The organism is Liquorilactobacillus satsumensis, assembly GCF_964065465.1.
Classification (GTDB): Bacteria; Bacillota; Bacilli; order Lactobacillales; family Lactobacillaceae; genus Liquorilactobacillus; species Liquorilactobacillus satsumensis.
The window spans coordinates 942,889-964,736 of the sequence record NZ_OZ061606.1 but is presented as its reverse complement, the minus strand read 5'-3'; the positions used below and the strand labels follow the sequence as shown (position 1 = coordinate 964,736).

The window sequence follows — 21,848 nt, the reverse complement described above, 5'->3', positions numbered from 1 at the left end:
GAATGCTAAGAAAATTAACAATCAGCGCGATAAAATACCGTTGGAAAGATTATTTAATTCTTTTTTCGGGTTTGATCATTTCAAGTGCAATTTTCTATTTGTTTGAGACGTTGGCGACTAATAACGTTTACCTGCATGCCAATGGTCAACTTGTAAGTATTATCGGGTATATTTTTTCTTTTGGTGCGGTCTTATTAATGCTGATCACGTTTGTCTACATTAACTATGCGAACAGTTTTCTGCTGAGCATGCGTCAACATGATTATGGTTTGTTTATGATTCTAGGGGCACGTCGCAAGAAGATTGGGCAAATGATTTGGCTTGAAACAGTCTTTGTAGGGATAGTTTCGACGGTGCTGGGGATTATTGTCGGGATTGGTTTGAGTGCTTTAATGCAAAGCTTTGTGCTGAAGTTATTTTCCGTGACGGCTAAACATTATGCCCCATTTTGGGGGAAGGCAGTGATTTGGACGTTATTTATGTATCTGGGGCTGTTTCTGTTAGCTGCTTTTTTCAATACATTTGTGATGACGCGCAAATCGGTATTGAAGCTGCTGCATAGCTCACAAGAAATAAGCAGGCATCGAATTGTTTGGTGGAAACAAATAATTCAGGTGCTATGCGGACTTGGATTGTTAGGAACAGGTTATTGGTTCATTATGCATCCGCTGGTCTTGAAACAGCAGACTATTCCTACTGGTTTATTTACGCTCTCATTTGGTACATTTTTCTTATTCAACGCTGTGATTACAGCAGGAGTAGCTTTTTTGCGAAAGACAAAGAATGCTAAAAAGGGTTTACGCACGTTTACATTAGGACAGTTAGAGTTTCGCATACACGATTATACAAAAATTTTGACTGGAGTCGCAATGCTGTTTGCACTTGCCTTGGGGGCCATTACGACAGGAATTGGATTTAATAATATAATTGAAAAAACTGCTACTGCAGGCAGTGCTTATACACTTGGTCTAGTTGGACCAACTGCGCAGCAAAAAAAGCTTGTAACTGCATTGAGACCGCAAAAACAGGTGACCTATCTTTTTAAGAGCGATCAGCAGAATGTTTATTTTATAAAGCAGCAGTTTGAGCAGGAAAAATTTGAAATTCCAGTGACAAAAAAGAGCACGTTCACAAGCGTGTATCGTGGGCAGAAGGTTGCTGAGTTGCAAAAGGACCCTACAGATCTGATGACAGCGATGGGAGCCAAGTTTGCCACACGACACCCACATTTTATTAGTGAGCGCGCTTTTGCAAAAAAAGAGGGATCAACAAGCAGTTTATTCTTGTTTAGAACTGAAGGGTTGACTTCAAAGCAAGCAGTATTGGACAAGTTGGTAAAAAGCGAAGCTGCTAAAACAACGGAAATGTCAGCTTCCAGCCAAGCAGCTTTTCGTGGTAGTTATGATGCATTTAAGGTTGTTAAACCACTCTATTCAGGACTGCAATTTATGGGGATTTTTCTGGGAATTGCTTTTTTGGCAATGTTGGCCAGTTGTTTAATGTTTAAGTTGCTTTCTGGAGCTTTTGCCGACAAACGGCGTTATGAATTGTTAAGGAAGCTGGGTGTTCGTCCTCAATTACTTAGAAATGCAATTAAAAAGGAAGTGGGGCTATTGTTCTTGCTGCCTGCGTTAGTTGGAGTGGTGCATGTTTTATTCGGACTAAATCTTTTTAAAGGCTTGTTGGGAAATCCTTATTACGGAATTTGGATTCCATTTACGTTCTTTGCTGCGTTATACTTTGGGTACTATGTCGGATTGGTGTTATTGTACCAAAAGATAGTGCTGAGTGAAGAAAATTAATAAATAATAGGATTGCGCACTTGTGACAGATGATGAGGTGAAAAGAGTGTATTTTAACTTTAACAGTGCAGAACCAATCTATTTGCAGGTTGCACAGCAAATAGAAGAAGCTATTTTCACGGGAAGTTATCATGAAGGGGCTCAAGTTCCTTCGACGACAGAGATTTCAAGAGATTTCCACATCAATCCAGCTACAGTTTTAAAAGGAATGAATCGATTGGTAGAAGCGGGATTGATTGTTAAGAAGAGGGGGATTGGCATGTTTGTTGCGGAAGGTGCACATGCTGTAATAGTTGATAGACGGCGCAAAGCTTTTTATCAGGATAAGGTTATTCAACTCATTAAAGAAGCAAAGGGATTGCAAATCTCTGAGGGAGAACTTGTAGATTTAATTAAACGGGGGTTTTAACTGATGGGAATTGAAGTCAAAAATATTAAAAAGCGTTTTGGTAAACATGAAGTCCTACGTGGGATAAATTTAGAATTTGTTCCCGGAAAAATCTATGGGCTTTTGGGCAGAAATGGTGCAGGAAAGAGTACATTGTTGAATATTATCGCTGCCCGGATCTTTCCAACTGCAGGTACGGTAACGCTTGACGGGAAAACAGTCTGTGATGATGACAGTGCGCTTGAACAAATTTACTTAATGAGTGAGCGCAATCTTTACCCCGAAGGAGAGCGCTTAAAAAAATTATTAAAAACGACTGAATTGCTCTATGGCAGTTTTGATTATACTTATGCTAACAAACTGGCAGCTGAATTTTCGTTAGATCTCAATCAAAAATTTGGTAAATTATCTACGGGCTATCGTAGCATTTTTAAATTGATTGTAGCTCTTTGTGTGCCAGCACGTTACGTTTTTTTGGACGAACCGGATCTGGGATTGGATGCAAATCACCGTGAGTTGTTTTATCGTGAATTGATGGAAAATTACGCGCAGACACACCGGACATTCATTGTTTCAACGCACTTAATTGGTGAATTCGCTAATCTTTTAGAACGAGTTTTTATTATTAAAAATGGGCAGATTTTAGTAGCTGGTGAAGTTGAAGATGTGTTGGCTAAAGCGTATTTAATTGCGGGGCCTAAGGAAGATGTCTGCAAATATTCAGCTGGGTTAAATGTGATTGGTCATGAATCTTTGGGGAATATTTATGGTAATTACGTTTTTGGCGGAGTAGATGATGAACGCCACTTGCCGGACACTGTTTCATTAGAACATCTGGACCTGCAGAAATTATTTATCAATTTAACCAATGAAAAGGGGGAAAAGTAAATGCTGACGGCTAAAGAACGGAGTGTGACGATCTATCTTTTCAAACGCGCCTTAGTGCAGTTACTTTATATTATATTTTGGATGATAGTGGGTTTTGTGCTTGTTCCTGCTGCAATTTCGTTAATAAACAGCAATCCGCTTGATCTTAAAGGTCTGCTCCGCAATACTCATGTTGGCCAAATGCTCTTTTTCTTGATTTCATTATTAGCGCTGTTTGGATATCGAGATTTTAAGCTCTTAAATCAAAATGGAATTTCACGAAAAACCTATTGGAAAGCACGTTTGCTGGCTTACTTTGGAATTAGTACTTTAGGTCAGATTGTTGGAATTTTATTCACATTGCTTGTACCCTTTCAAGATTCATGGAACAGAAGTTCTATTTATATGGAAATGTATGGCAAATTTTTTGCCAATCCGCTTTTAAATATTTTAGCCGCACTTGCATTTATTATTTTAGCAGCGTATGTTGTTGCACTTGGCGGGATTTTTGTAGGTAGTATCTTCACGCTTTTTACTAGGAAACAACGGGTTTTGATCTTTGTTGCGCTTGCAACTTTGAATGTAGTTGGAGTGTCATTCATTGCTAGTTCAGCTAGTCAGGATTCATTTACTGGCTTAGCGCGTTCGATACTTAAATTAATTTATTTTTTAGTGGGAGATGCTAGTAGAAATGCAACTCTAGGCTCTTTCGACCCTACGGTACCGTTTATTGTAATTCTTTTGGCAGGAATTGTTTTTTGTTATGGCAGCCGGATAGTAATCGCACACTTCAAGCTCAAGAGTGAATGATCCGCTTGTTGCTGTCCGTCCCCCGGGTTATACTGATGGTGTGAATTGGTTAATTTAAGGGGTGGAAGAATGAACAGGGGAAATGAAGGGTTACGCAGAAGTTCTTTGCAGCAAAGAAGAGTTCCAGGAGCTGGGCTGAGTAGATGGCTGGCATTTTTCCTTGGGCTGGTATTATTAATATTTGTAGGTACATTTTCGCTTAATAAAACAGTTTTCAAAGCAGATGTAGCGGTGGCAGAAATTACAAAACCGGTTTATGTGAACGAAGCAACCACGACCTTGAATCAAGTCGTGGCTGCTTTGGCAGCTGAAAATAATATTCCAACTGCAGTGACACAGAATTTGCTGACTAAAGCCCAGGTAAAAACCGATCTGGCGGCTTTAACGCGCAATGTCTATGCAGGCAAACAGCAATTGATTGAGACGACTACTGTCAAACAGCAAATTGGGGAAAACATTGCACAAAAAGCTCAAAAAGTTGGAATTCCAACCAGCAATGCACTTTATCAGTCAGCCCAAAATACTTTCCTTGATGGACTGGGTGAATATCTGAATAAAAAAGTTTCAGCAACGTCAGCACCACGTTTGGCGACGACTCTAAGTACGGCTGTTAAGCTTAATCGTGGTCTTTTGTTTGGAAGCCTGATTTTAGGCATAGTATTATTGCTACTCCAGTTATTTCATGAACGCAGTTTTTTGAGATGGTTACATTATCTTGGATTAGCAGCTTTAGTGAGTGGATTACTGCTTTTGGTGGCTGCTTTTCTAATCGGGAATTCTGGGATAATTACGACAGTCTCTGCACAAGCACAACAGGCAAGCGGCTTAGTTGCGACTCTTTTGGAGAAAGCTTTTAATCAGATGCAGGTTTCAGGAGTTTGGCTGAGCGGCTGCGGTATCTTAGGGCTTGTGCTAGGATTTTTTAGAAAAAAATAAGGTAGTTAAAAAGAAATTTTGAGAGTGTAAATAATGAAGTATACGTGGATAAACGATCTTAAAGCAGAAGTCACAATTAAAAAATTGTTAACCGTCAAAGGTGTTAGTCACCGCATTCTTTCACGTGTCAAACGTGGAGAAGGTGAAGTTTGGCTAGAGGGAAAGAAAAGTAACCTGACTCAAAAGGTGGCAATCGCTGAACATGTAACTTTGGGCTTAATACCTGAAAATAACCCTGCTATTTTACCAGCGGTTGGAGCATTAAAAATCTTATTTGAAGATCAAAATTGGCTCGTGGTTGATAAACCAGCCGGGATTACCAGCGTTCCAGGACCAAGTAATCGTAAGTCTACCTTGGTTAACCGAATTAAGGGATACTTAATGGCTCAGGGAGCGCAAGATCTTGTACCGCACATCATCACACGCTTGGATCGTGATACAAGTGGAATTGTCTTAGTTGCCAAAAACAGACTGGCACAAGGCTTAATAGGTAAACAAACCGAAAAACAACAGCTTCAAAAAAGATACTTGGCAGTCATAAGCGGTCGGTTGCCACAGCAACATGGGCTGATTGAAGCCTGTATTGGACGTCAGGATAAGCAAATCAAGCGGGAAGTGACTGCTGCAGGACAATTTGCAAAAACCGAGTATTGGGTGCTTGATGAGTCTTCTGGAACAACTTTAGTTGAGGTTAAGCTCCATACTGGAAGAACGCATCAAATTCGAGTCCACTTTAGTGCAATTGGCTGTCCGCTTTTAGGTGATGAACTTTATGGAGGAGACTTGAACAAGGGAATTACGCGGCAGGCGTTGCACGCTTTTAAGCTCAGCTATCTTGATCCATTTACATTGCAAAAAAATGCTTGCACTGCGGCTTTACCGGATGATATGCAGGCTTTGTGTTCACATTTGGGACTCGACATACTAACTAGTCAAAGAGAATAAATAGTGTTTTTTTACTGCCTAAATTGTTTTTTTGGTATAATATAGATTAGACATTGTTTTCTAAGCAGTTGTTATACTAAAAGTGAACCGGGCAAGTGAGGTGAAAAACTTGACTCCAAAAAAGGAAGATTACTTAAAAATAATTTTTGAATTAGGCGGAACCCAGAAGAAGGTTACCAACAAGCAGATTTCTTTAAGCTTGAACGTGGCTGCAGGTTCTGTAACTGAGATGGTTAGCAAATTAGTAAAAGATGGGTTGGCCGAACACACCCCATATGCTGGAATTTCTCTAACCCATGAAGGAATCCAGGTTGCTGAAGAATTGGTGAGGCGGCATCGCCTGTGGGAGACGTTCTTAGTGTCTGCACTAGGATATAAGTTACAGGATGTGCATACTGATGCCGAGGTGTTAGAGCATATTACAAGTCAGAATTTGATGGATCATCTTGAGGTCTTTTTAGGACATCCAACCCATTGTCCACACGGTGGGGTAATTCCTGACAAGTCTGGAAATTATCAAGAGGACAGTCACCAAGTTCTGGCAGATGCGCAAGATGGTCAGGAAGTCATCGTTGACCGTTTTATTGATAATCATGACTTGCTACTTTATCTTGATGACATCGAACTTCAGTTGGGTGACAAGTTACTCATTTTAGGGCATGCTCCTTTTGAAGGTCCTGTTAAAATTAAAGTGGCACGGACTGGACAAGAAACAAGCGTTAGTTTTAAAGCAGCTCATTATATTTTTGTGAAATAGTTGAAAACACTATCTTTTTTATAATAAGCATGCTATACTATGAGTTGTATTTTTGTATAGGTTACCGTGGTTAGATTGTTTCAAATAACTTTCCCCATTTGTGCCGATCAAGAATTACAACTATTTCAAAATAGTGCCAGATTAGGCACAAGGAGGATTTTATTTATGGAACAAGGTACAGTTAAGTGGTTTAATGCAGACAAGGGTTTTGGTTTCATTACTCGTGAAGATGGCAGCGATGTATTCGTACATTTCTCAGCTATCCAAGGTGACGGCTTCAAGACTTTAGACGAAGGCCAACACGTAACTTTTGATGTAGAAGAAAGCGACCGCGGCCCACAAGCTGTTAACGTTAATAAAGACTAATTAAGTCATAAGAAACCGGAACAGGGCGGAAGCCTTGCTCCGGTTTTTTTGTTGGGGGAAAGAAGATGACACAAAAGAGACTTAAATTAAGCTGGCTGCTGCTGGGAAGCCTGATTGCGAGTACTGGAACTAGTTTTATTTGGCCGTTGACAACAGTTTATATGCACGATTATTTGCATCAGACACTAACATTAGCAGGCATTGTCTTATTTGTTGAATCAGTGTTGATGATTGGCGGGAGTTACTTGGGAGGATATATTTATGATCATTTCAATTATCGTCCATGGCTACTGGGATCAATTGGAGCTTCGCTAATTTCAATGTTTTTGCTGATTTTCTTTAATGGCTGGCCGCTTTATCCGCTGCTGCTGCTTGTAAATGGTTTTGGTGGAGCAATTGCAAATACAATTATTAATGCATTAGCAACTACTATTAAACATCATGATGCTGCGTATGTTTTCAATATGATGTATTTTGCCGCTAACTGTGGGGTTGTGCTAGGCACCTTTATTGTGGGTTTCGTTGTTAAATACAATATTCGCTATGTTTTTGTAGTGACCTTTATTTTGTTTGTATTTTTCTGGTTAATTGCTCAGCGCCACTACCGAGTTCCACGCAAGGTAGCAGTACCTGAAAAGACCGCTGCAACTGATCCGCTTTTGCCGAAAAAAACGCCGGTCTTTGCTGTTTGGATTGTCTGTGGATTGTTACTTGCGTATTTAATGATAGAACTTGGGTATAGTCAATGGCAATCAAATTTGGCAGTTTATATGCAGTCGTTAGGAATTGGCCTCAATAAATATAGCTACTTATGGACAATCAATGGCATTATTATTGTGATTGGGCAACCGCTAATTAATTATTTGGAACTTCATTTTGAGATTAATGGGTATCACAAAGTTTACGGTGGTTTTTTGCTGTTTATACTTGGTTTTGGTTCCTTGATTTTTGCGAAGGATTATCCCCACTTTATTCTTTCAATGGTAATTGTCACCCTTGGGGAGGTAATTGCATTTCCAACAATTCCTGCACTGGTGGCTAGTCTAAGCAGTGAGGCGGAAAAAGGAAAATATCAAGGGTTTGTGAGCATCTCTGCTTCGTTAGGTCATGCAATTGGTCCGTTACTTGGTGGAGTAGTAATTGAATTTGCTTCGTATGAGGTGTTATTTGAGGGGTTAACATTTTTGATAGTGATTGCTGGGGTACTGAGTATGATTATTACGTGGTTTAAAAAAATTTAAAAAGAAATTGCATTTAACATTTTTTTGTTAGATAATTTGCCTCAAAAGAGCAGGAGGCTGGGTGAGTGATGGAACGCGATGATCAAATTATTGAAACTGTGTTATTGGCAGGGAAAATAATGATTGAAAATGGTGCAGATATGGCACGAGTAGATGATACGATGACAAGAATAGCACGAAATGCCGGAATTAAAGATCCTAAAATTTTCGAAACGACAACTGGAATATTAATGTCTCTTCCTGAAAAAAGGGCGTCACAAGTTGAGCCGATTCAAAAAAGAACCATTGATCTTGAAAAAGTTTCGTCAGTCAATCAGCAGTCACGCGCGTTTCAAAAGGGCCAAATTTCATTGCAGGAATTTAGAGATAGTTTAATTAAATTAAATGTGACCTCCCCTTTTTTCTCGTTTTGGTTGCAGCTTGTCGCAGCAACAGTAATCAGTGTGACTTTAATGTTAATGTATGGTGGCGCTTGGCAGGATATGTTCGCAACTGCCTTAGCAGGCGGTTTCGGGTACAGCTGTTATTATTTTATTAATAATCGTTTGCAGGTACGTTTTGTTAGCGAATTTTTAGGAGCCTTTCTGATTGGCATTACGGCGGTCTTATGTGTGCGTTGGGGAGCTGGAAATCAGATTGATATGATCACAATTGGTGGGGTAATGCCGCTTGTGCCTGGGGTTCCGATCACTAATGCAGTTCGCGATGTTTTTGCAGGGCACTTTCTCAGTGGAATGGCACGGGCATTAGAATCTTTACTGAGTGCATGTGCAATTGGAATGGGAATTGCATTTGTTTTTCGATTTATGTAAAAGAGGTGACAGCAATGGTGATTTTATTGCACGTAAGCTGCAGTTATTTAGCTACTTTGGGATTTGGAATCATTTTAAATATTCCGCACCGCGCATTAAATTCCTGTGGTTGGGTAGGGGTTTTAGGCTGGATGGCTTATCTTTTTGCATGGCATCTGCACGCCGGCACAATGCTTTCGAATGTCACTGGGGCTTTGGTAATCGGACTTAGTTCAATGGTGATGGCGCGCAGACTTAAGATGCCGATGATTTTATTCAATATTCCCAGTTTAGTTCCACTTGTTCCAGGTGGACAAGCGTATAAGGCGGTCCGAAGCTTTGCAGCTGGTAATGATTTAGGTGCAATTGATTATTTAGTGCAGGTTACAATGATTGCAGGTTCTATTGCAATGGGTTTTTTTATCTCTGAATTGGTTGCGCGGGCTTATTTTCGCCTTCGCGCAAGTGGTAAGTAAGCTGGATTAAGAGCGTTGGTTAGTAACTAGAAGCACGAAAAGATCTTGCATTTTGAATTAGTGCCAACAATATCAAATTGCAATAAGTTCACAAATAATTTGTATTTTTTAACACGGAAAGTCCCACTTTTTTTCACACTTTTTGCTTACTCTGTAAGTAGTAATGATTGAACGGAAGAGTGAGCGGACAGAAGGTGTGAAAATGAGTCTTAGGAAACGCGTATTTTTGAATGTTAAGATTAACAAAGGGCGAAGTGTTGGATTGTTTTTAGTACTCTCAATGATCCTCTTATTTATACTAGTCGGTCTGATCCTAGAACAAACTGCCAAGGAGGCAATTCAGCGCGTAAAGAGTAGTGCAAATGCAACTGTTACACTCACGGCTAATCGCGAACAGGCATTCAGAAATATTACCAAGCCTAAGGGAACACAGCAACAACTAACTTTGCCTGCTGTAAGGATTGCGGTTGCTAAAAAAATAGCGGCTGCAACAGCAGTCAAAAGTTACAATGTTTCAAGTATGACGACTGTTAAAGCAGTCTCTTTTTCTGCAGTTACTGAAACGGCAGACGCAAATGCGACACATGTCAGTGGACGTAAACAAAATACTGAGAATCTCTCGCTTTTAGGTGTGACTAGGACTACTAGTTTGATTGCTTTTTCGAGTGGAGGTTCGAAAATAACACAAGGACGTGCTCTTAGAGCCAGCGATGGGCGCACACGTAACATCATTATTGAAGAGCAACTTGCTAAGAAGAACAAACTAAAAGTTGGGTCTAAAATTAGTATTAAAAGCAGTAGTCAGAAAAATATTAGCTTAAAGGTTGTGGGAATTTATCAAGGAGGAGCTCCTGCGAGTTCTTTAGCATTGGGACAGATGAATACCAGTAATACAATTTATGCTGGAGTAGAAACCGTTAATCAGTTGAAAAATACAAACGGCATGGCGGATTCAGTAACTTTTAGTTTAAAAAATGCGGTAGTGGCAAAGAAGTTTGTTAAAATGGCTAGTTTGCAATTAGATTCTTCCCAATATGTCTTGGCGGCAGATGACAGTGTTTATCGTGCATTGTTAACTCCTTTAAATAATGTTAGAACTTTTGCAAAGGGTTTATTGCTGGTTTCTGTTAGCCTGGGAACGATTATCTTGACAATTATAGTTGCTGCGATAATGAGCAAAAGACGTGCTGAGATTGGAATTTTACTCTCATTAGGAGAAAAGAGAATGAAGATTGCGGCGCAAGTAGGGAGTGAGTTATTGTTAATCGGGCTAGTTGCAAGTGTGATGGCGGTTTCTGGGGGTACAACACTTGGAAACTTAATCTCAAAGCAGCTAATACAGCAAAATTCAGCGAATGCCAGTAGCCTGACAATTGGAACTGCCCAGAATCAGCAGGCTGAAAATAATGCTACGACCGAGGAGGTTTCAGCACAAACAGGAACACAACAGGGAATTTTGCGGCAAAATCAACAGTTAAAAACATTAACAGTTCATCTTAGCTGGAATACTTACGGTAAGTTGATAGTACTTGGAAGCCTAATTATTGTGCTAGCGGTTTTAATTGGTACAGCACATATTCTTTTTCTGGAACCGTACCGCTTTATGAGCAGATAAGGAGGATTAGGATGCTAAGAACGAAGAAACTATCCTATTGGTATGGAAATGCTGCTAATAAATTATTTGACCACGTTGATCTTGAATTTACAGCAGGACACCTTTATGCAGTAGTCGGCAAAAGTGGAGTTGGGAAAACAACCTTTCTCTCCTTGCTAGCAGGACTCACGCGTCCAAGCAAAGGTGTAATTGAATTTGAAGGTCGAGGATTGGCAAAAATCGGCATGTTGAATTATAGAAAAAGACATGTTTCAATGATTTTTCAAACAGAGAACCTTTTTTCATACATGTCAGCCTTAGACAATTTATTGACAGCAATGGAAATAACGGAGGCGCATCATGCTGGAGATCAAGGATATGCACTGCAGCAGCTTGAGCAAAGTGGTATTGACAGGCGAAGTGCCCAGTGTAGAGTTACACAACTGACACTTGAACAACAGCAACGCGTTGCCGTTGCACGCACAATGTGTTGCGATTCGCAGATTATAGTTGCTGATGAGCCGACAAATCAAGTGGGGCAAGAAGGTGCCGGAGACATTCTAGAATTGCTGCAAGCAGCTGCTTATGAGCAGCAAAGGTGCGTGATTGTCGGAACAAAAAAAGTTGAAGTCGCCAAAAAATGTGATGCTGTAGTTGAATTGCATCAACGTAAATTTGAATGGCTGTAAGTTTAGTAACAACTGTTTTTTAGCTTGCTTGGGCACGTTTCAGCACTAGCTGTTTGGAAAACACGAACACAAAAAAAGAGTTTGCGACTTTTGTCCCAAACTCCTAGACTGTGCGGTGAATGTCATTATCGGTGTTAAGCTGATCTTAGCTATTTTTTTGTAGTTGGTTGATATAGTAATTTTCGGTCGGAACATGATGCTTTTTCATCACGCCGATAAAACATTGACTGAAAAGGTCAAGCTCCGGAATATTAGATTCAATTAACCAATGCTTGTGGTGAATCTGAACTAAGTTGCCCAATTGCTGAACCTCGGGAAAATTTTCGATTTGAGGAACAAGGACGCTTTTTTGGAAATCGATCTCATAAGTGTGCGGCGTTTTTTCTAACCAAGCGCGGTAGCTGTTTTCGTTCATAAAATAATTCCTCCTTCAATGTAAGCGTTTACTTTAGTATAAATATACTGCTTTTTTAGCAGTTGTCAACTCTAGATTTGCAGATTGTTAAGAAAGAAGTGCGATTACCAGCGGTTAAGCTCCGTAGGCGAAGGCTCAGCTTACGCGGTAATAGATGTACATAAGACAAAAAAAGCGACTCTCTTCGTGATGGAAGAAAGTCGCTTTTTATCTTGATCAGTTCTTTAATCTCAAGTCTGCTGATTTAAGTAGGGTTCGGCCAATTGTTGTAGGTAAAGCGAAACTATTTTTTCGGTAAAAACTTAATAAGCATATGTTATTTTGCAGTAGTGTCAATTGTCTGGGAGCTCTTTAAGGTATTTCCAGTAGAAGCACTTTCGAGCTCAAGTGATGAGCGCAACAGGTCAGTGACTCGCTGTTTTTCTGTCTCTGAGACAACTTCAAAGGATTGAGCGGAGATCATGGCTGAGCTGCCTTGGGCATGATCGGAGGCAATGTTGTGGGTTGCCGCACGATATTTTAGTGCTAACAAAACTAGATCATTAAAAGAAAGATCGGTTTTTAGTTGTTGTTTTAATTCAGTGAAAAACTGGTCTCTTAGCAGGATCTGCAGCTTGGTTGCGCTAAAGGCTACTGTTGTTAATACCTGACGTTGGCGTTGCTGACGTCCGTAGTCTCCTTGTGGATCAGTATAGCGCATTCGGACATATGCGAGTGCCTTAGCACCGTTCATATGAGTTTGCTGGTCCTTAGTAAAGGAATATCCGCCATAGCTGAACGTTAATAATGGTTTAAGGTCCACTCCGCCAACCGCATTAACGAGATTCTCAAGTCCCCCCATATTGATCGTTGCATAAAAATCAATTGGAACGTTGAGATACTGTTGCACAGTTTTAACAGCAGTTGCAGAGCCACCATAATCATAGGCAGAATTCAGCTTGCTTGGGTAGTGCTGTTTATAACCGCTGACTGCGACCAAACCGTCCCGTGGCAGGCTGACAACGGTCATTTTTTTCTTTGTCGGGTTAAGGGTTAGGACGATCATAGTATCCGTCCGTCCTTTAAAGTTGCGTCCCAATGCACCGGTATCTGTCCCAAGCAGCAAGATTGAAATCGGACGACCTTCTTTAAGAAGAGCTTGGGGGTTGCGGGCTTTAGTGATCTTGCTGGGGCTATAAATTGCATTTGAGGCATCACGTGCACTTTGATATACACGGTTTAGGCTAAATAAGATAAAACCGAGTATAAGCAACAGGATTACAAGCAAAAAAGTAAAAAAACGCTTCTTTTTTTTGTGATGCCGTGTGGGTTTATGTCTTCGCTGAACGCGTTCACTCCGATTCAGCTGCTCTGGTTCATTTTGTGTAGCCACAGCAAACATCTCCTTTTAACATTTCTATTCTAACAAAAATTCTTAGTGATGACCAATGAGGTAACTAATGATTAAAATGAAAAGCACTGCGGAGGTAATATAAACATAAAGGAAGTCTTTTTCTTTCCAGAATGCATAGATTGAGACGATAACACGCAGGACAGGAGTTAGAATTAAAAAAAAGATTCCGGCCATCATATAGGCATAGGCTTTAAAATGAAGCGTACCTTGAAAAATCAATGTTAGCGTAGTTGGAAAGGTTGCACCCGGGTATCCGCTCCCTTTATTTATGAAGAAAAGCCCCATTCCAACCAACATGAAAACCGCTGCAAGTACAACACCTACACGCATTATTTTTCCGATTGTCAGTTCAATTTCCTTCATCTCAAGTGCTAGTGTTGGTTTTTTCTTTTCCATTTTAAAGCACCCCCGTTCCTTTGAGAATCATTTGTAAACCTAAATAAAGGAGCACTGGGATAAAGACGGCTCTAATAATTTTTGAAGGTAATAACTGCATAATGCGGCTGCCAATGGTTGCACCAACTAGGATTCCAAGTGCAAGTGGGACAGCAATATCCGGTCTGATTGAACCGTTGAAAAAATAGACTGTTGCACTGGCAGCGGCAGTAACACCCATCATTAAATTACTAGTTGCACTGGCAGGTTTCAAGGGCATCTTCATGGCATTATCGAGCGCCATAACTTTGAAAGCTCCTGAACCAATTCCAAGCATCCCGCTTGCTAAACCAGCTCCAAACATGATACTTAGACCTGTTGGAATATGCTCAACTTGATAATCTATTTTAGCTTTTAGATTTTTATCATAATAACTATCATTGAGCTTAAAGCGGGTTGCAATTTTATCGGGATGAGTGAGCTGCAAGACCTCTTGCCCAGCACGTAGCTTGCGCAACATATTCCAGCTTGAAAAAACTAGCAAACTACCGAACAGTACATAAAGAAAGCCAGAATTAATTACTCCAGTCAAAATTGCACCGGCAATCGCACCAATCGTTGTTGCAATTTCAAGGAACATTGCAACCCGCAGATTCAAAACATCGTCTTTTAAAAAAGCGATCGTCGCACCTGAACTAGTAGCAATTACGGCAATAATGCTTGCACCAATCGCATACTTAATCTCAAGCCCAAGGGCAAGCGTAACAATTGGAGTAATAATAATGCCACCGCCAAGTCCAAGAATGGCACCCATAGTGCCAGCGAAAAGACCAATTAACAATAAAATTAAAATATCATTTGACATAGTAGAAACCCCTTTAAAGAAGGATATTTGCTCATTAAGAATACCACTCTTCCTGCTATCTGAAAAATACCAAATTCAGATAACTTTCATCAAATTATTATATACTAACTAATGAATACAGCAGTAAGGAGGAAGTTCATTTGAATTTAAAACAATTATCTTTTTTTATCACGATTGCCGAGGAGGGCCAGATTACAGCCGCTGCCAAAAGATTACATATTGCACAGCCGCCTTTGAGTTATCAGATCAAGCAGTTGGAATTAGAATTGGGTGTTGAGTTATTTAAAAGAACTTCACGCGGTATCAAGTTGACTGAAGAAGGAAAACTGTTTCGTAAATATGCGTTGCAAATTGTTGACCTAACCCAACTTGCACAAAGTAAACTGAAGGCTGCAAAAAAGGGTGTCGGGGCTACGATAGTTGTAGGATCGATCTCATCTTCGGTCAAACTGTTACCTAGTCAAAAGCTACGCAATTTGCAGCTTAACTATCCTGGATTAAAATTTGAAATTATAGAGGATAACACATATGGTGTAATTGAAAAACTACGTAAAAAAATGATTGAGATTGCAATTGTTCGGACCCCTTTTAATGGGACCGGATTGCAGATGCAGTATTTTCCGTCTGAACCGATGGCAGCCATTTTTCCACGTGAATTTCAGGCGCATTTAAAAGCGCAAATTACGCTGCAAGAACTTGTAAAATGGCCATTAATCACATACCGGCGCTTTAGCAGTCAATTTGAACAAACCTTTTTAAGAGCAGGTCTTACTCCTCAAATTGCAGTAACTTGCGATGACGCACGAACTGCTTTACGTTGGGCAGATTGTGGGTATGGGGTTGCGCTTATTCCGTCTTCGGTAACGCACACCGATACGCTTCATGAAGTTGTCCCAGTTGCATGCCACGCCTGGGAAACGCAACTGGCACTTGTGTGGCCTAAGGAGCACCTCATGACGCCCTTTTTAAGGGATTTTATTACCGCTTTTTCTTCTGAGATGTGTACCAAAAAAAATTAAAAAAATAGCATGTACTTTACCAATTTTAAAAATGAAAGAAGATGTTTGCTGTGAACAACGAGGATATTCTTTTACGGCGGGTAGTTCAAAGCGATGTTGGCGCGCTGTTTAGATACAGTTCGCAAAAAGAAGTTGCAGCAGCTGCTGGGTTTAAGCGTGCTAACAACCAAGCAGATGCACTTTCCTTTATGCATTTTTTGGACAATGATTTTTCATGGGTGATTGAAGAGCAAAAAAAGAAACAGGTAATTGGTAATATCTGTTTATATGAAGGTAGTAATGCAGCTGGTGAACCAGTCACAACTACTCGGACTTTGGGGTATGCACTTAACAAAGACTATTGGAATCAAGGAATAATGACACTAGCTTTGAAGCAATTACTAAAAACTTTGCCGCCAGGAACGGTGAAAACAATTGAAGCTTTTGTTGCTTTAGACAATCCAGCATCAGCTCGCGTTTTAGAGAAAAATGGATTTGTATGCCAAGACGTGATCACACTTCCTTTTTGGAAGAATTTTGCGCAGCAGGAGAGGGCCTGCGTTTATCGGCGCGATTTTACCGGCTGATTTTAAGGTTGTGTGCAACGTTAAGAATTTAACAATTTAATTTTTTTCTGAGAATGCTTTCAAAGGCAGCGCAGGATGCAAGGCATCTTACTTTAATTACTTTATTCACAATGAAAAAACACGCTAGTATTTGCATTTTTGCAATGCTATCATAATGACTGTATTTGTTGTACCCGCGGAGTGCAATTGGTGAAACAACTTTTTTAAGTAAAGAGGAGTTTTTATAATGGAAGATAGCAAAAAATATTATGGAGCCGACGCGATTATTGACAGCCTTGCTAATCATGATGTCAAGTATGTCTTTGGAATTCCAGGCGCAAAGATTGACCGGGTTTTTGAGCGCCTTGAAAAACCAGTTAATCCTAAAGCACCTAAATTGATTCTCACGCGTCATGAACAAAACGCAGCCTTTATGGCGGCTGGAATTGGTCGAATTACGGGTAAACCAGGAGTTGTAGTCACAACTTCGGGCCCAGGTGCCAGCAACTTGGCAACCGGCCTAGTTACAGCAACTGCCGAGGGCGATCCAGTTCTAGCGATTTCTGGACAAGTCCAGCGCACAGATCTACTGCGTTTGACGCACCAAAGCATGGATAACGCAGCTTTATTTGCACCAATTACCAAATTCAGTGCCGAGGTGCAAGATCCGGAAAATATCTCCGAAGTGATTGCGAATGCTTATCAAGAAGCTGAAGCTGGCAAGCAAGGGGCAGGGTTTGTTTCAGTTCCCCAAGACGTGATTGATAGTGAAGTCAAAACCAAGGTGATCAAACCTTTAATAGCGCCTAAGCTCGGACCGGCTAGTCCCATCGAAGCAACCCTCTTATCCCAGCGAATCAAAGCAGCACAGTTACCTGTTCTTTTACTGGGAATGCGTGCATCTTCACCTGAAACGACCAAGGCAATTCGAACACTAATTGAAGAAACTCATTTGCCAGTTGTTGAGACCTTCCAGGGTGCAGGAATTATTCCGCGTGCGATGGAAGATGATTTCTTTGGAAGAGTTGGATTGTTCCGCAACCAACCTGGAGATCAGTTACTAAAGCGCAGCGACTTAGTGATTGCGATTGGATATGATCCGATTGAATATGAGCCGCGTAACTGGAATTCAGATGGAAAGGCTAATATTGTAGTAATTGATACTATTAGGGCTCAAGTCGACAAGAACTTCCAGCCAGAAAGAGAGCTCGTTGGCGATATTGCACAGACGCTTGATTTCTTAGTACCTTACATGAAGGGTTACGAAGTCCCACAGACTTCACGCAAGTATTTGGCTGAACTGCATGACAAACTTGAAAAAAGAGACGAAGCTCCAGCAGTAAAAGACGATCAGATCCTTAATCATCCGCTCAGTGTAATTCAAGAATTGCAAGAGCATGTAAAAGATGAGATGACGGTCACGGTAGATGTCGGCAGCTTTTATATCTGGATGGCACGTCACTTTAGAAGTTATGCACCGCGTCATTTGCTTTTCAGTAATGGGATGCAGACCTTGGGAGTTGCTTTGCCATGGGCGATTGCCGCTGCATTACTCCGCCCACAAACACAAATTGTATCAGTTTCTGGAGATGGTGGTTTCTTATTCTCTAGTCAGGACTTAGAGACTGCAGTCCGGCTGCATTTGAATATTGTGCATATTATTTGGAATGATGGCAACTATGACATGGTTAAATTCCAAGAAGAGATGAAATATGGTGCTTCTGCCGGCGTTAAATTTGGACCAGTTGATTTTGCCAAGTATGCTGAAAGTTTTGGTGCTAAAGGGTTGCGTGTTTCAAAGGCTAAAGATCTTAAAAAAGTTCTAGATGAAGCTTTTGCTACGAAGGGCCCAGTAGTAGTCGATGTTCCAGTCGATTACAGCTTTAATCAGGAACTTGGAAAACAAATTCTTGAGGATCAATTACATTAGCTTTAAGTTAAAAAGTTGATCGCTAGTCAGCTTGTTTTTTGAACACTGTTTAGGGTATAATAAGTTTTATCGAAGAGAGGTCGCGAAAGCTATCAGTAACTGTTTTCAGATGGTAAAGCATTGTTAAAGGACAGTAAAAGGAGAATTCGCCGAAGCAGATGCTGCTTTAACAGCATTGAGCTGGGCCCCATTCTAATAAAATGGGGACTGTCGCGTTAATTCGCGGAGCGCTATCGAGTATGACTTTTGTATTTTTAGTTGCTAGAGACTATTAAGAGTCCTGCCGGTAGGTAAATATACTGGCAGGGCTTTTTGATGTTAATTGCGTTTTTAGATACTTAAGTGCAACACAATAGGCCTCTTTATTTTTAAGGAGGATTTTTATGGAAACAACAGCTAAGTCTAAGCCTGAGGGCCACATCAGACGTGCGCTCAAAACACGTCATCTTTCGATGATTGCATTGGGCGGCAGTATTGGCACCGGACTATTTGTTGCAAGCGGGTCCGCCATCAGCACTGCTGGTCCCGGTGGTGCATTGGTTGCGTATATTGGAATTGGAATTATGGTGTATTTCTTGATGACTAGTTTGGGTGAGATGGCGACCTATTTACCGGTGACCGGATCATTTGCAACCTATTCTTCACGTTTTGTTGATCCAGCTTTGGGTTTTGCGATGGGATGGAATTACTGGTTCAACTGGGCTATTACATTGGCGGTTGATGTTAGTACTGTGGCATTGGTGATGAAATTTTGGTTGCCAGGAGTGCCGACTTGGATTTTTAGTGCCGCTGCCTTATTGCTGATTTTTATGATCAATGCTTTCTCAGTCCTTTCATTTGGAGAAGCTGAGTATTGGATGTCTTTGATAAAAGTCGTAACTGTCATTATCTTTTTAGTAATTGGATTTTTGACAATTTTTGGGATTATGGGCGGCCATGCAGTTGGTTTAGAGAACTTTGTCTATCACAAGGCTCCATTTGTAGGCGGAATTCCGACTGTTTTGAGTGTTTTTGTCGTCGCGGGCTTTTCGTTTCAAGGGACTGAATTGATTGGAATTACTGCGGGGGAATCAGCGACACCAGAAAAGAGTATTCCTAAGGCAATTAAGCAGGTTTTTTGGCGAATCCTTTTGTTCTACATTCTTTCTATTTTTGTGATTGCGTGTTTAATCCCTTATACTAGCCATAATTTATTAGGTTCGGATGCAAAAGATATTGCGATCAGTCCATTTACACTTGTTTTTCGGCGTGCAGGGCTTGCCTCAGCAGCCAGTGTCATGAATGCTGTTATTTTGACTTCAGTAATTTCAGCTGCTAATTCGGGAATGTATGCATCCACGAGAATGCTTTATTCGCTGGCAAAGGGTGGTAAGGCTCCACGTATCTTTGGTTTGCTAAATAACCGCGGGATTCCTGTTTTTGCACTTTTGGGGACGACTTTTGTCGGTCTGTTGACTTTTTTAGCAGGTATTTATGGAAATCGCATTTATACATTCTTGTTGAGTGCTAGTGGATTGACTGGATTTATTGCTTGGCTTGGGATTGCTTTTGCGCATTATCGTTTCAGACGTGCTTTCAAAAAACAAGGCAAGTCGTTATCGCAGTTACGGTACCGTGCAAAACTCTTTCCATTTGGTCCGTTATTATCTTTGGTGCTATGTATTCTTGTAATTGTCGGACAGGACCTGAAGTCTTTTGCAAATTGGGATTGGCAGGCAATCGGGGTTAGCTATATGAGTATTCCGTTGTTTGTGATTCTCTATTTATTTTATAAGATTAAGTATCATACTAAGCTAATTCCGCTAGAAGAAGTTGATTTGACACCACACGATATTCATAAGGAATAGTGTGCGATATGTAAAAAACCAACTTGCTATTTTTGGTGTAAGAGGTTAAAATAATGGCATAATAATCGTGAAACATCAGAGTTCGCCATAAGTAGACAGTCAGAGACATGGTGGGTGGTGCAAACCATGAGGTCGAAATTCCAGCGTTCGGAGTATGGGCAGGTAATGCTGCACGGGAGACCGTTATTTTGCTTGAGTGCGACAGAATTGTCGAACATGGGTGGTACCGCGAAACAAAAGTCTTTTCGTCCCAATATTTGGGATGAAGAGGCTTTTTTATTTTTTTAGGAGGAAAACTGAATGTTAGATATTAAAATGATTCGTCAGAACACGGCGGAAGTTAAACAGCGCTTGGCCACACGCGGTGTCAAACCGGCAACACTTGATAAGTTGATGGAGTGGGACCAGCAAAGACGTGAATTGGTTGTCCAAACCGAGTCGTTGAAGCAAAAAAGAAATGAAGTTTCACAGGCAATTGCCACTGCCAAGAGAGCTAAAAAAGATGCTGCCCAACAGATTGCTGCAATGCGGACAGTCGGCGGTCAAATCAAAGAATTAGATGAAAAGCTGGCGCAAGTAGAAGAAGAGGTTCAAAAGATCGCTGCGCGGTTGCCAAATTTGCCTAATCCTACAATTCCAGTTGGACCGGATGAGAGTGCTAATGTTGAAATTAAGGTCGTGGGAGAGCCAACTAAGTTTGATTTTAAACCACAACCACATTGGACAATTGGTGAACAACTGGGAATTTTGGATTTTGAACGTGGGGCAAAGGTATCCGGCAGCAGGTTTGTCTATTATGTAGGTTTAGGTGCGAAGTTAGAGCGTGCCGTCTATAACTTTATGCTGGATGAACATGCTAAAGAGGGCTATACAGAAGTTATTCCACCATATTTGGTAAATGGAGATTCCATGTATGGGACTGGACAGTTTCCTAAGTTCAAAGAAGGTGTTTTCCAAATTGAAGATCAGGATTTGACATTAATTCCAACTGCAGAAGTGCCTTTAACCAATTACTATCGGGATGAAATTATTCCAACTGAAAAATTACCAGTTTACTTTACTGCGCTTTCACCTTCGTTTAGATCGGAAGCTGGGAGTGCAGGGCGTGATACGCGAGGCTTGATCAGAATGCATCAGTTTAATAAAGTTGAGATGGTTAAGTACACTAAACCTGAAGACTCTTATTCGGAATTGGAAAAAATGACCAAAGATGCTGGAGATATTCTTGAAAAATTGGGCTTGCCATATCACATTATTACACTCTCAACTGGTGATATGGGCTTCTCTGCCGCGATGACACATGATTTGGAAGTGTGGATTCCAGCGCAAAACACGTACCGCGAAATTTCGAGTTGTTCAAATTGTGAAAACTTTCAAGCTAGGAGAGCTCATATCCAGTACAGGGATGAAAATGGCAAACTTAATTTTGTCCATACTCTTAACGGGTCAGGCTTGGCAGTTGGTAGAACAGTGGCTGCAATTCTTGAGAATTATCAAAATGAAGATGGGACAGTCACAGTTCCTGAAGCTTTAAGACCTTATATGGGTGGGGTAACTTTGATTAAATAGATGATTGGATGTTTAGTTTAAGCAAGTGCAGCAAACTGGCTTAGCATCTGAAAAATTGAATCACAGGAGATTAAGGAAGAGAGTGTGACATAAGTCGGGCAACTTTGAGTGCTAACTCGAAATTACGAACATAGCGAGTACTTTGCTATGAGCAATTCGAAGTTAGACGGAGGATTTTGACTTATGGAACACGTTTATCCGGAATAAAAGAGGGGCTGTGACAAAAGT

Annotated in this window: 22 protein-coding genes and 1 riboswitch; of the genes, 18 read left to right on the top strand and 4 right to left on the bottom strand. The window is 40.7% G+C overall.

Going from position 1 to position 21,848, the window contains the following annotated elements:
• The first annotated feature begins 2 nt into the window (after positions 1–2).
• From AB3Y88_RS04680 to AB3Y88_RS04620, 13 genes are all read left to right on the top strand, one after another.
• Positions 3–1,802, top strand: a complete 1,800-nt coding sequence (locus AB3Y88_RS04680; RefSeq protein WP_261907633.1) for an FtsX-like permease family protein — start codon at positions 3–5, stop codon at positions 1,800–1,802.
• Between the two features lie 46 nt (positions 1,803–1,848).
• Positions 1,849–2,211, top strand: a complete 363-nt coding sequence (locus AB3Y88_RS04675) for a GntR family transcriptional regulator (RefSeq protein WP_056961727.1) — start codon at positions 1,849–1,851, stop codon at positions 2,209–2,211.
• Positions 2,212–2,214: 3 nt separating this feature from the next.
• Positions 2,215–3,078: an ABC transporter ATP-binding protein gene (locus AB3Y88_RS04670; protein WP_056961725.1), complete on the top strand. Its 864-nt coding sequence runs from the start codon at positions 2,215–2,217 to the stop codon at positions 3,076–3,078.
• Positions 3,079–3,867 (top strand): hypothetical protein, encoded by a 789-nt coding sequence (locus AB3Y88_RS04665; RefSeq protein WP_056961723.1) that lies wholly within the window; start codon positions 3,079–3,081, stop codon positions 3,865–3,867.
• Positions 3,868–3,936: 69 nt separating this feature from the next.
• Positions 3,937–4,803, top strand: coding sequence for a hypothetical protein (locus AB3Y88_RS04660; protein ID WP_228890035.1), 867 nt, complete (start codon positions 3,937–3,939; stop codon positions 4,801–4,803).
• Positions 4,804–4,836: 33 nt separating this feature from the next.
• A complete protein-coding gene (locus AB3Y88_RS04655) occupies positions 4,837–5,748 on the top strand; it encodes an RluA family pseudouridine synthase (protein ID WP_054757708.1) in 912 nt (303 codons plus the stop codon).
• 109 nt (positions 5,749–5,857) lie between these two features.
• Entirely contained in the window at positions 5,858–6,505 is a 648-nt protein-coding gene (locus AB3Y88_RS04650; RefSeq protein WP_056961719.1) for a metal-dependent transcriptional regulator, read from the top strand.
• A gap of 165 nt (positions 6,506–6,670) precedes the next feature.
• Positions 6,671–6,871: a cold-shock protein gene (locus AB3Y88_RS04645; RefSeq protein ID WP_054757709.1), complete on the top strand. Its 201-nt coding sequence runs from the start codon at positions 6,671–6,673 to the stop codon at positions 6,869–6,871.
• A 65-nt stretch (positions 6,872–6,936) separates the two neighbouring features.
• Positions 6,937–8,112 (top strand): MFS transporter, encoded by a 1,176-nt coding sequence (locus AB3Y88_RS04640; protein ID WP_056961717.1) that lies wholly within the window; start codon positions 6,937–6,939, stop codon positions 8,110–8,112.
• 68 nt (positions 8,113–8,180) lie between these two features.
• Positions 8,181–8,924, top strand: a complete 744-nt coding sequence (locus tag AB3Y88_RS04635; RefSeq protein WP_054757711.1) for a threonine/serine exporter family protein — start codon at positions 8,181–8,183, stop codon at positions 8,922–8,924.
• A gap of 14 nt (positions 8,925–8,938) precedes the next feature.
• Complete coding sequence (locus tag AB3Y88_RS04630; RefSeq protein WP_056961715.1) at positions 8,939–9,379, top strand: threonine/serine exporter family protein; 441 nt, start codon at positions 8,939–8,941, stop codon at positions 9,377–9,379.
• A gap of 202 nt (positions 9,380–9,581) precedes the next feature.
• A complete protein-coding gene (locus AB3Y88_RS04625) occupies positions 9,582–10,994 on the top strand; it encodes an ABC transporter permease (RefSeq protein WP_228890032.1) in 1,413 nt (470 codons plus the stop codon).
• An 11-nt stretch (positions 10,995–11,005) separates the two neighbouring features.
• Positions 11,006–11,662 carry an ATP-binding cassette domain-containing protein gene (locus AB3Y88_RS04620; RefSeq protein WP_056961711.1) on the top strand — a complete coding sequence of 219 codons (657 nt, stop codon included), beginning with the start codon at positions 11,006–11,008 and terminating at the stop codon, positions 11,660–11,662.
• A gap of 145 nt (positions 11,663–11,807) precedes the next feature.
• Here the strand turns inward: AB3Y88_RS04620 and AB3Y88_RS04615 are convergent, their stop codons facing one another.
• The 4 genes from AB3Y88_RS04615 to AB3Y88_RS04600 form a co-directional block, all read right to left on the bottom strand.
• Positions 11,808–12,077: a hypothetical protein gene (locus AB3Y88_RS04615; protein ID WP_054757714.1), complete on the bottom strand. Its 270-nt coding sequence runs from the start codon at positions 12,075–12,077 to the stop codon at positions 11,808–11,810.
• A 316-nt stretch (positions 12,078–12,393) separates the two neighbouring features.
• Positions 12,394–13,449: an LCP family protein gene (locus AB3Y88_RS04610; protein ID WP_228890030.1), complete on the bottom strand. Its 1,056-nt coding sequence runs from the start codon at positions 13,447–13,449 to the stop codon at positions 12,394–12,396.
• A gap of 42 nt (positions 13,450–13,491) precedes the next feature.
• Complete coding sequence (locus AB3Y88_RS04605; protein WP_054757715.1) at positions 13,492–13,866, bottom strand: DUF1634 domain-containing protein; 375 nt, start codon at positions 13,864–13,866, stop codon at positions 13,492–13,494.
• A gap of 1 nt (position 13,867) precedes the next feature.
• The gene (locus AB3Y88_RS04600) at positions 13,868–14,710 is read right to left on the bottom strand and encodes a sulfite exporter TauE/SafE family protein (RefSeq protein WP_054757716.1); all 843 of its coding nucleotides are present in this window, start codon (positions 14,708–14,710) and stop codon (positions 13,868–13,870) included.
• A 140-nt stretch (positions 14,711–14,850) separates the two neighbouring features.
• Here AB3Y88_RS04600 and AB3Y88_RS04595 point away from each other — a divergent pair, with 140 nt between their 5' ends.
• The 5 genes from AB3Y88_RS04595 (at position 14,851) to serS (ending at position 21,620) form a co-directional block, all read left to right on the top strand.
• Positions 14,851–15,729: a LysR family transcriptional regulator gene (locus AB3Y88_RS04595; protein WP_228890027.1), complete on the top strand. Its 879-nt coding sequence runs from the start codon at positions 14,851–14,853 to the stop codon at positions 15,727–15,729.
• Between the two features lie 50 nt (positions 15,730–15,779).
• Entirely contained in the window at positions 15,780–16,295 is a 516-nt protein-coding gene (locus tag AB3Y88_RS04590) for a GNAT family N-acetyltransferase (protein WP_056961705.1), read from the top strand.
• Positions 16,296–16,521: 226 nt separating this feature from the next.
• Positions 16,522–18,204, top strand: coding sequence for an acetolactate synthase AlsS (alsS, locus tag AB3Y88_RS04585; protein WP_261909646.1), 1,683 nt, complete (start codon positions 16,522–16,524; stop codon positions 18,202–18,204).
• Positions 18,205–18,270: 66 nt separating this feature from the next.
• Positions 18,271–18,445: riboswitch (Lysine riboswitch) on the top strand.
• Between the two features lie 142 nt (positions 18,446–18,587).
• Positions 18,588–20,051, top strand: coding sequence for an amino acid permease (locus tag AB3Y88_RS04580; protein WP_228890025.1), 1,464 nt, complete (start codon positions 18,588–18,590; stop codon positions 20,049–20,051).
• Between the two features lie 300 nt (positions 20,052–20,351).
• Complete coding sequence (serS, locus tag AB3Y88_RS04575; RefSeq protein ID WP_228890023.1) at positions 20,352–21,620, top strand: serine--tRNA ligase; 1,269 nt, start codon at positions 20,352–20,354, stop codon at positions 21,618–21,620.
• The last annotated feature ends 228 nt before the right edge of the window (positions 21,621–21,848 follow it).

Excerpts from the sequence above, each read along its gene's own strand:
- AB3Y88_RS04645 (WP_054757709.1), top strand. The coding sequence starts at position 6,671 with ATGGAACAAGGTACAGTTAAGTGGTTTAATGCAGACAAGGGTTTTGGT.
- AB3Y88_RS04630 (WP_056961715.1), top strand. The coding sequence starts at position 8,939 with ATGGTGATTTTATTGCACGTAAGCTGCAGTTATTTAGCTACTTTGGGA.
- serS (WP_228890023.1), top strand. The coding sequence starts at position 20,352 with ATGTTAGATATTAAAATGATTCGTCAGAACACGGCGGAAGTTAAACAG.
- alsS (WP_261909646.1), top strand. The coding sequence starts at position 16,522 with ATGGAAGATAGCAAAAAATATTATGGAGCCGACGCGATTATTGACAGC.
- AB3Y88_RS04670 (WP_056961725.1), top strand. The coding sequence starts at position 2,215 with ATGGGAATTGAAGTCAAAAATATTAAAAAGCGTTTTGGTAAACATGAA.
- AB3Y88_RS04635 (WP_054757711.1), top strand. The coding sequence starts at position 8,181 with ATGGAACGCGATGATCAAATTATTGAAACTGTGTTATTGGCAGGGAAA.
- AB3Y88_RS04580 (WP_228890025.1), top strand. The coding sequence starts at position 18,588 with ATGGAAACAACAGCTAAGTCTAAGCCTGAGGGCCACATCAGACGTGCG.
- AB3Y88_RS04620 (WP_056961711.1), top strand. The coding sequence starts at position 11,006 with ATGCTAAGAACGAAGAAACTATCCTATTGGTATGGAAATGCTGCTAAT.
- AB3Y88_RS04655 (WP_054757708.1), top strand. The coding sequence starts at position 4,837 with ATGAAGTATACGTGGATAAACGATCTTAAAGCAGAAGTCACAATTAAA.
- AB3Y88_RS04680 (WP_261907633.1), top strand. The coding sequence starts at position 3 with ATGCTAAGAAAATTAACAATCAGCGCGATAAAATACCGTTGGAAAGAT.
- AB3Y88_RS04665 (WP_056961723.1), top strand. The coding sequence starts at position 3,079 with ATGCTGACGGCTAAAGAACGGAGTGTGACGATCTATCTTTTCAAACGC.
- AB3Y88_RS04600 (WP_054757716.1), bottom strand. The coding sequence starts at position 14,710 with ATGTCAAATGATATTTTAATTTTATTGTTAATTGGTCTTTTCGCTGGC.
- AB3Y88_RS04640 (WP_056961717.1), top strand. The coding sequence starts at position 6,937 with ATGACACAAAAGAGACTTAAATTAAGCTGGCTGCTGCTGGGAAGCCTG.
- AB3Y88_RS04660 (WP_228890035.1), top strand. The coding sequence starts at position 3,937 with ATGAACAGGGGAAATGAAGGGTTACGCAGAAGTTCTTTGCAGCAAAGA.
- AB3Y88_RS04615 (WP_054757714.1), bottom strand. The coding sequence starts at position 12,077 with ATGAACGAAAACAGCTACCGCGCTTGGTTAGAAAAAACGCCGCACACT.
- AB3Y88_RS04625 (WP_228890032.1), top strand. The coding sequence starts at position 9,582 with ATGAGTCTTAGGAAACGCGTATTTTTGAATGTTAAGATTAACAAAGGG.
- AB3Y88_RS04605 (WP_054757715.1), bottom strand. The coding sequence starts at position 13,866 with ATGGAAAAGAAAAAACCAACACTAGCACTTGAGATGAAGGAAATTGAA.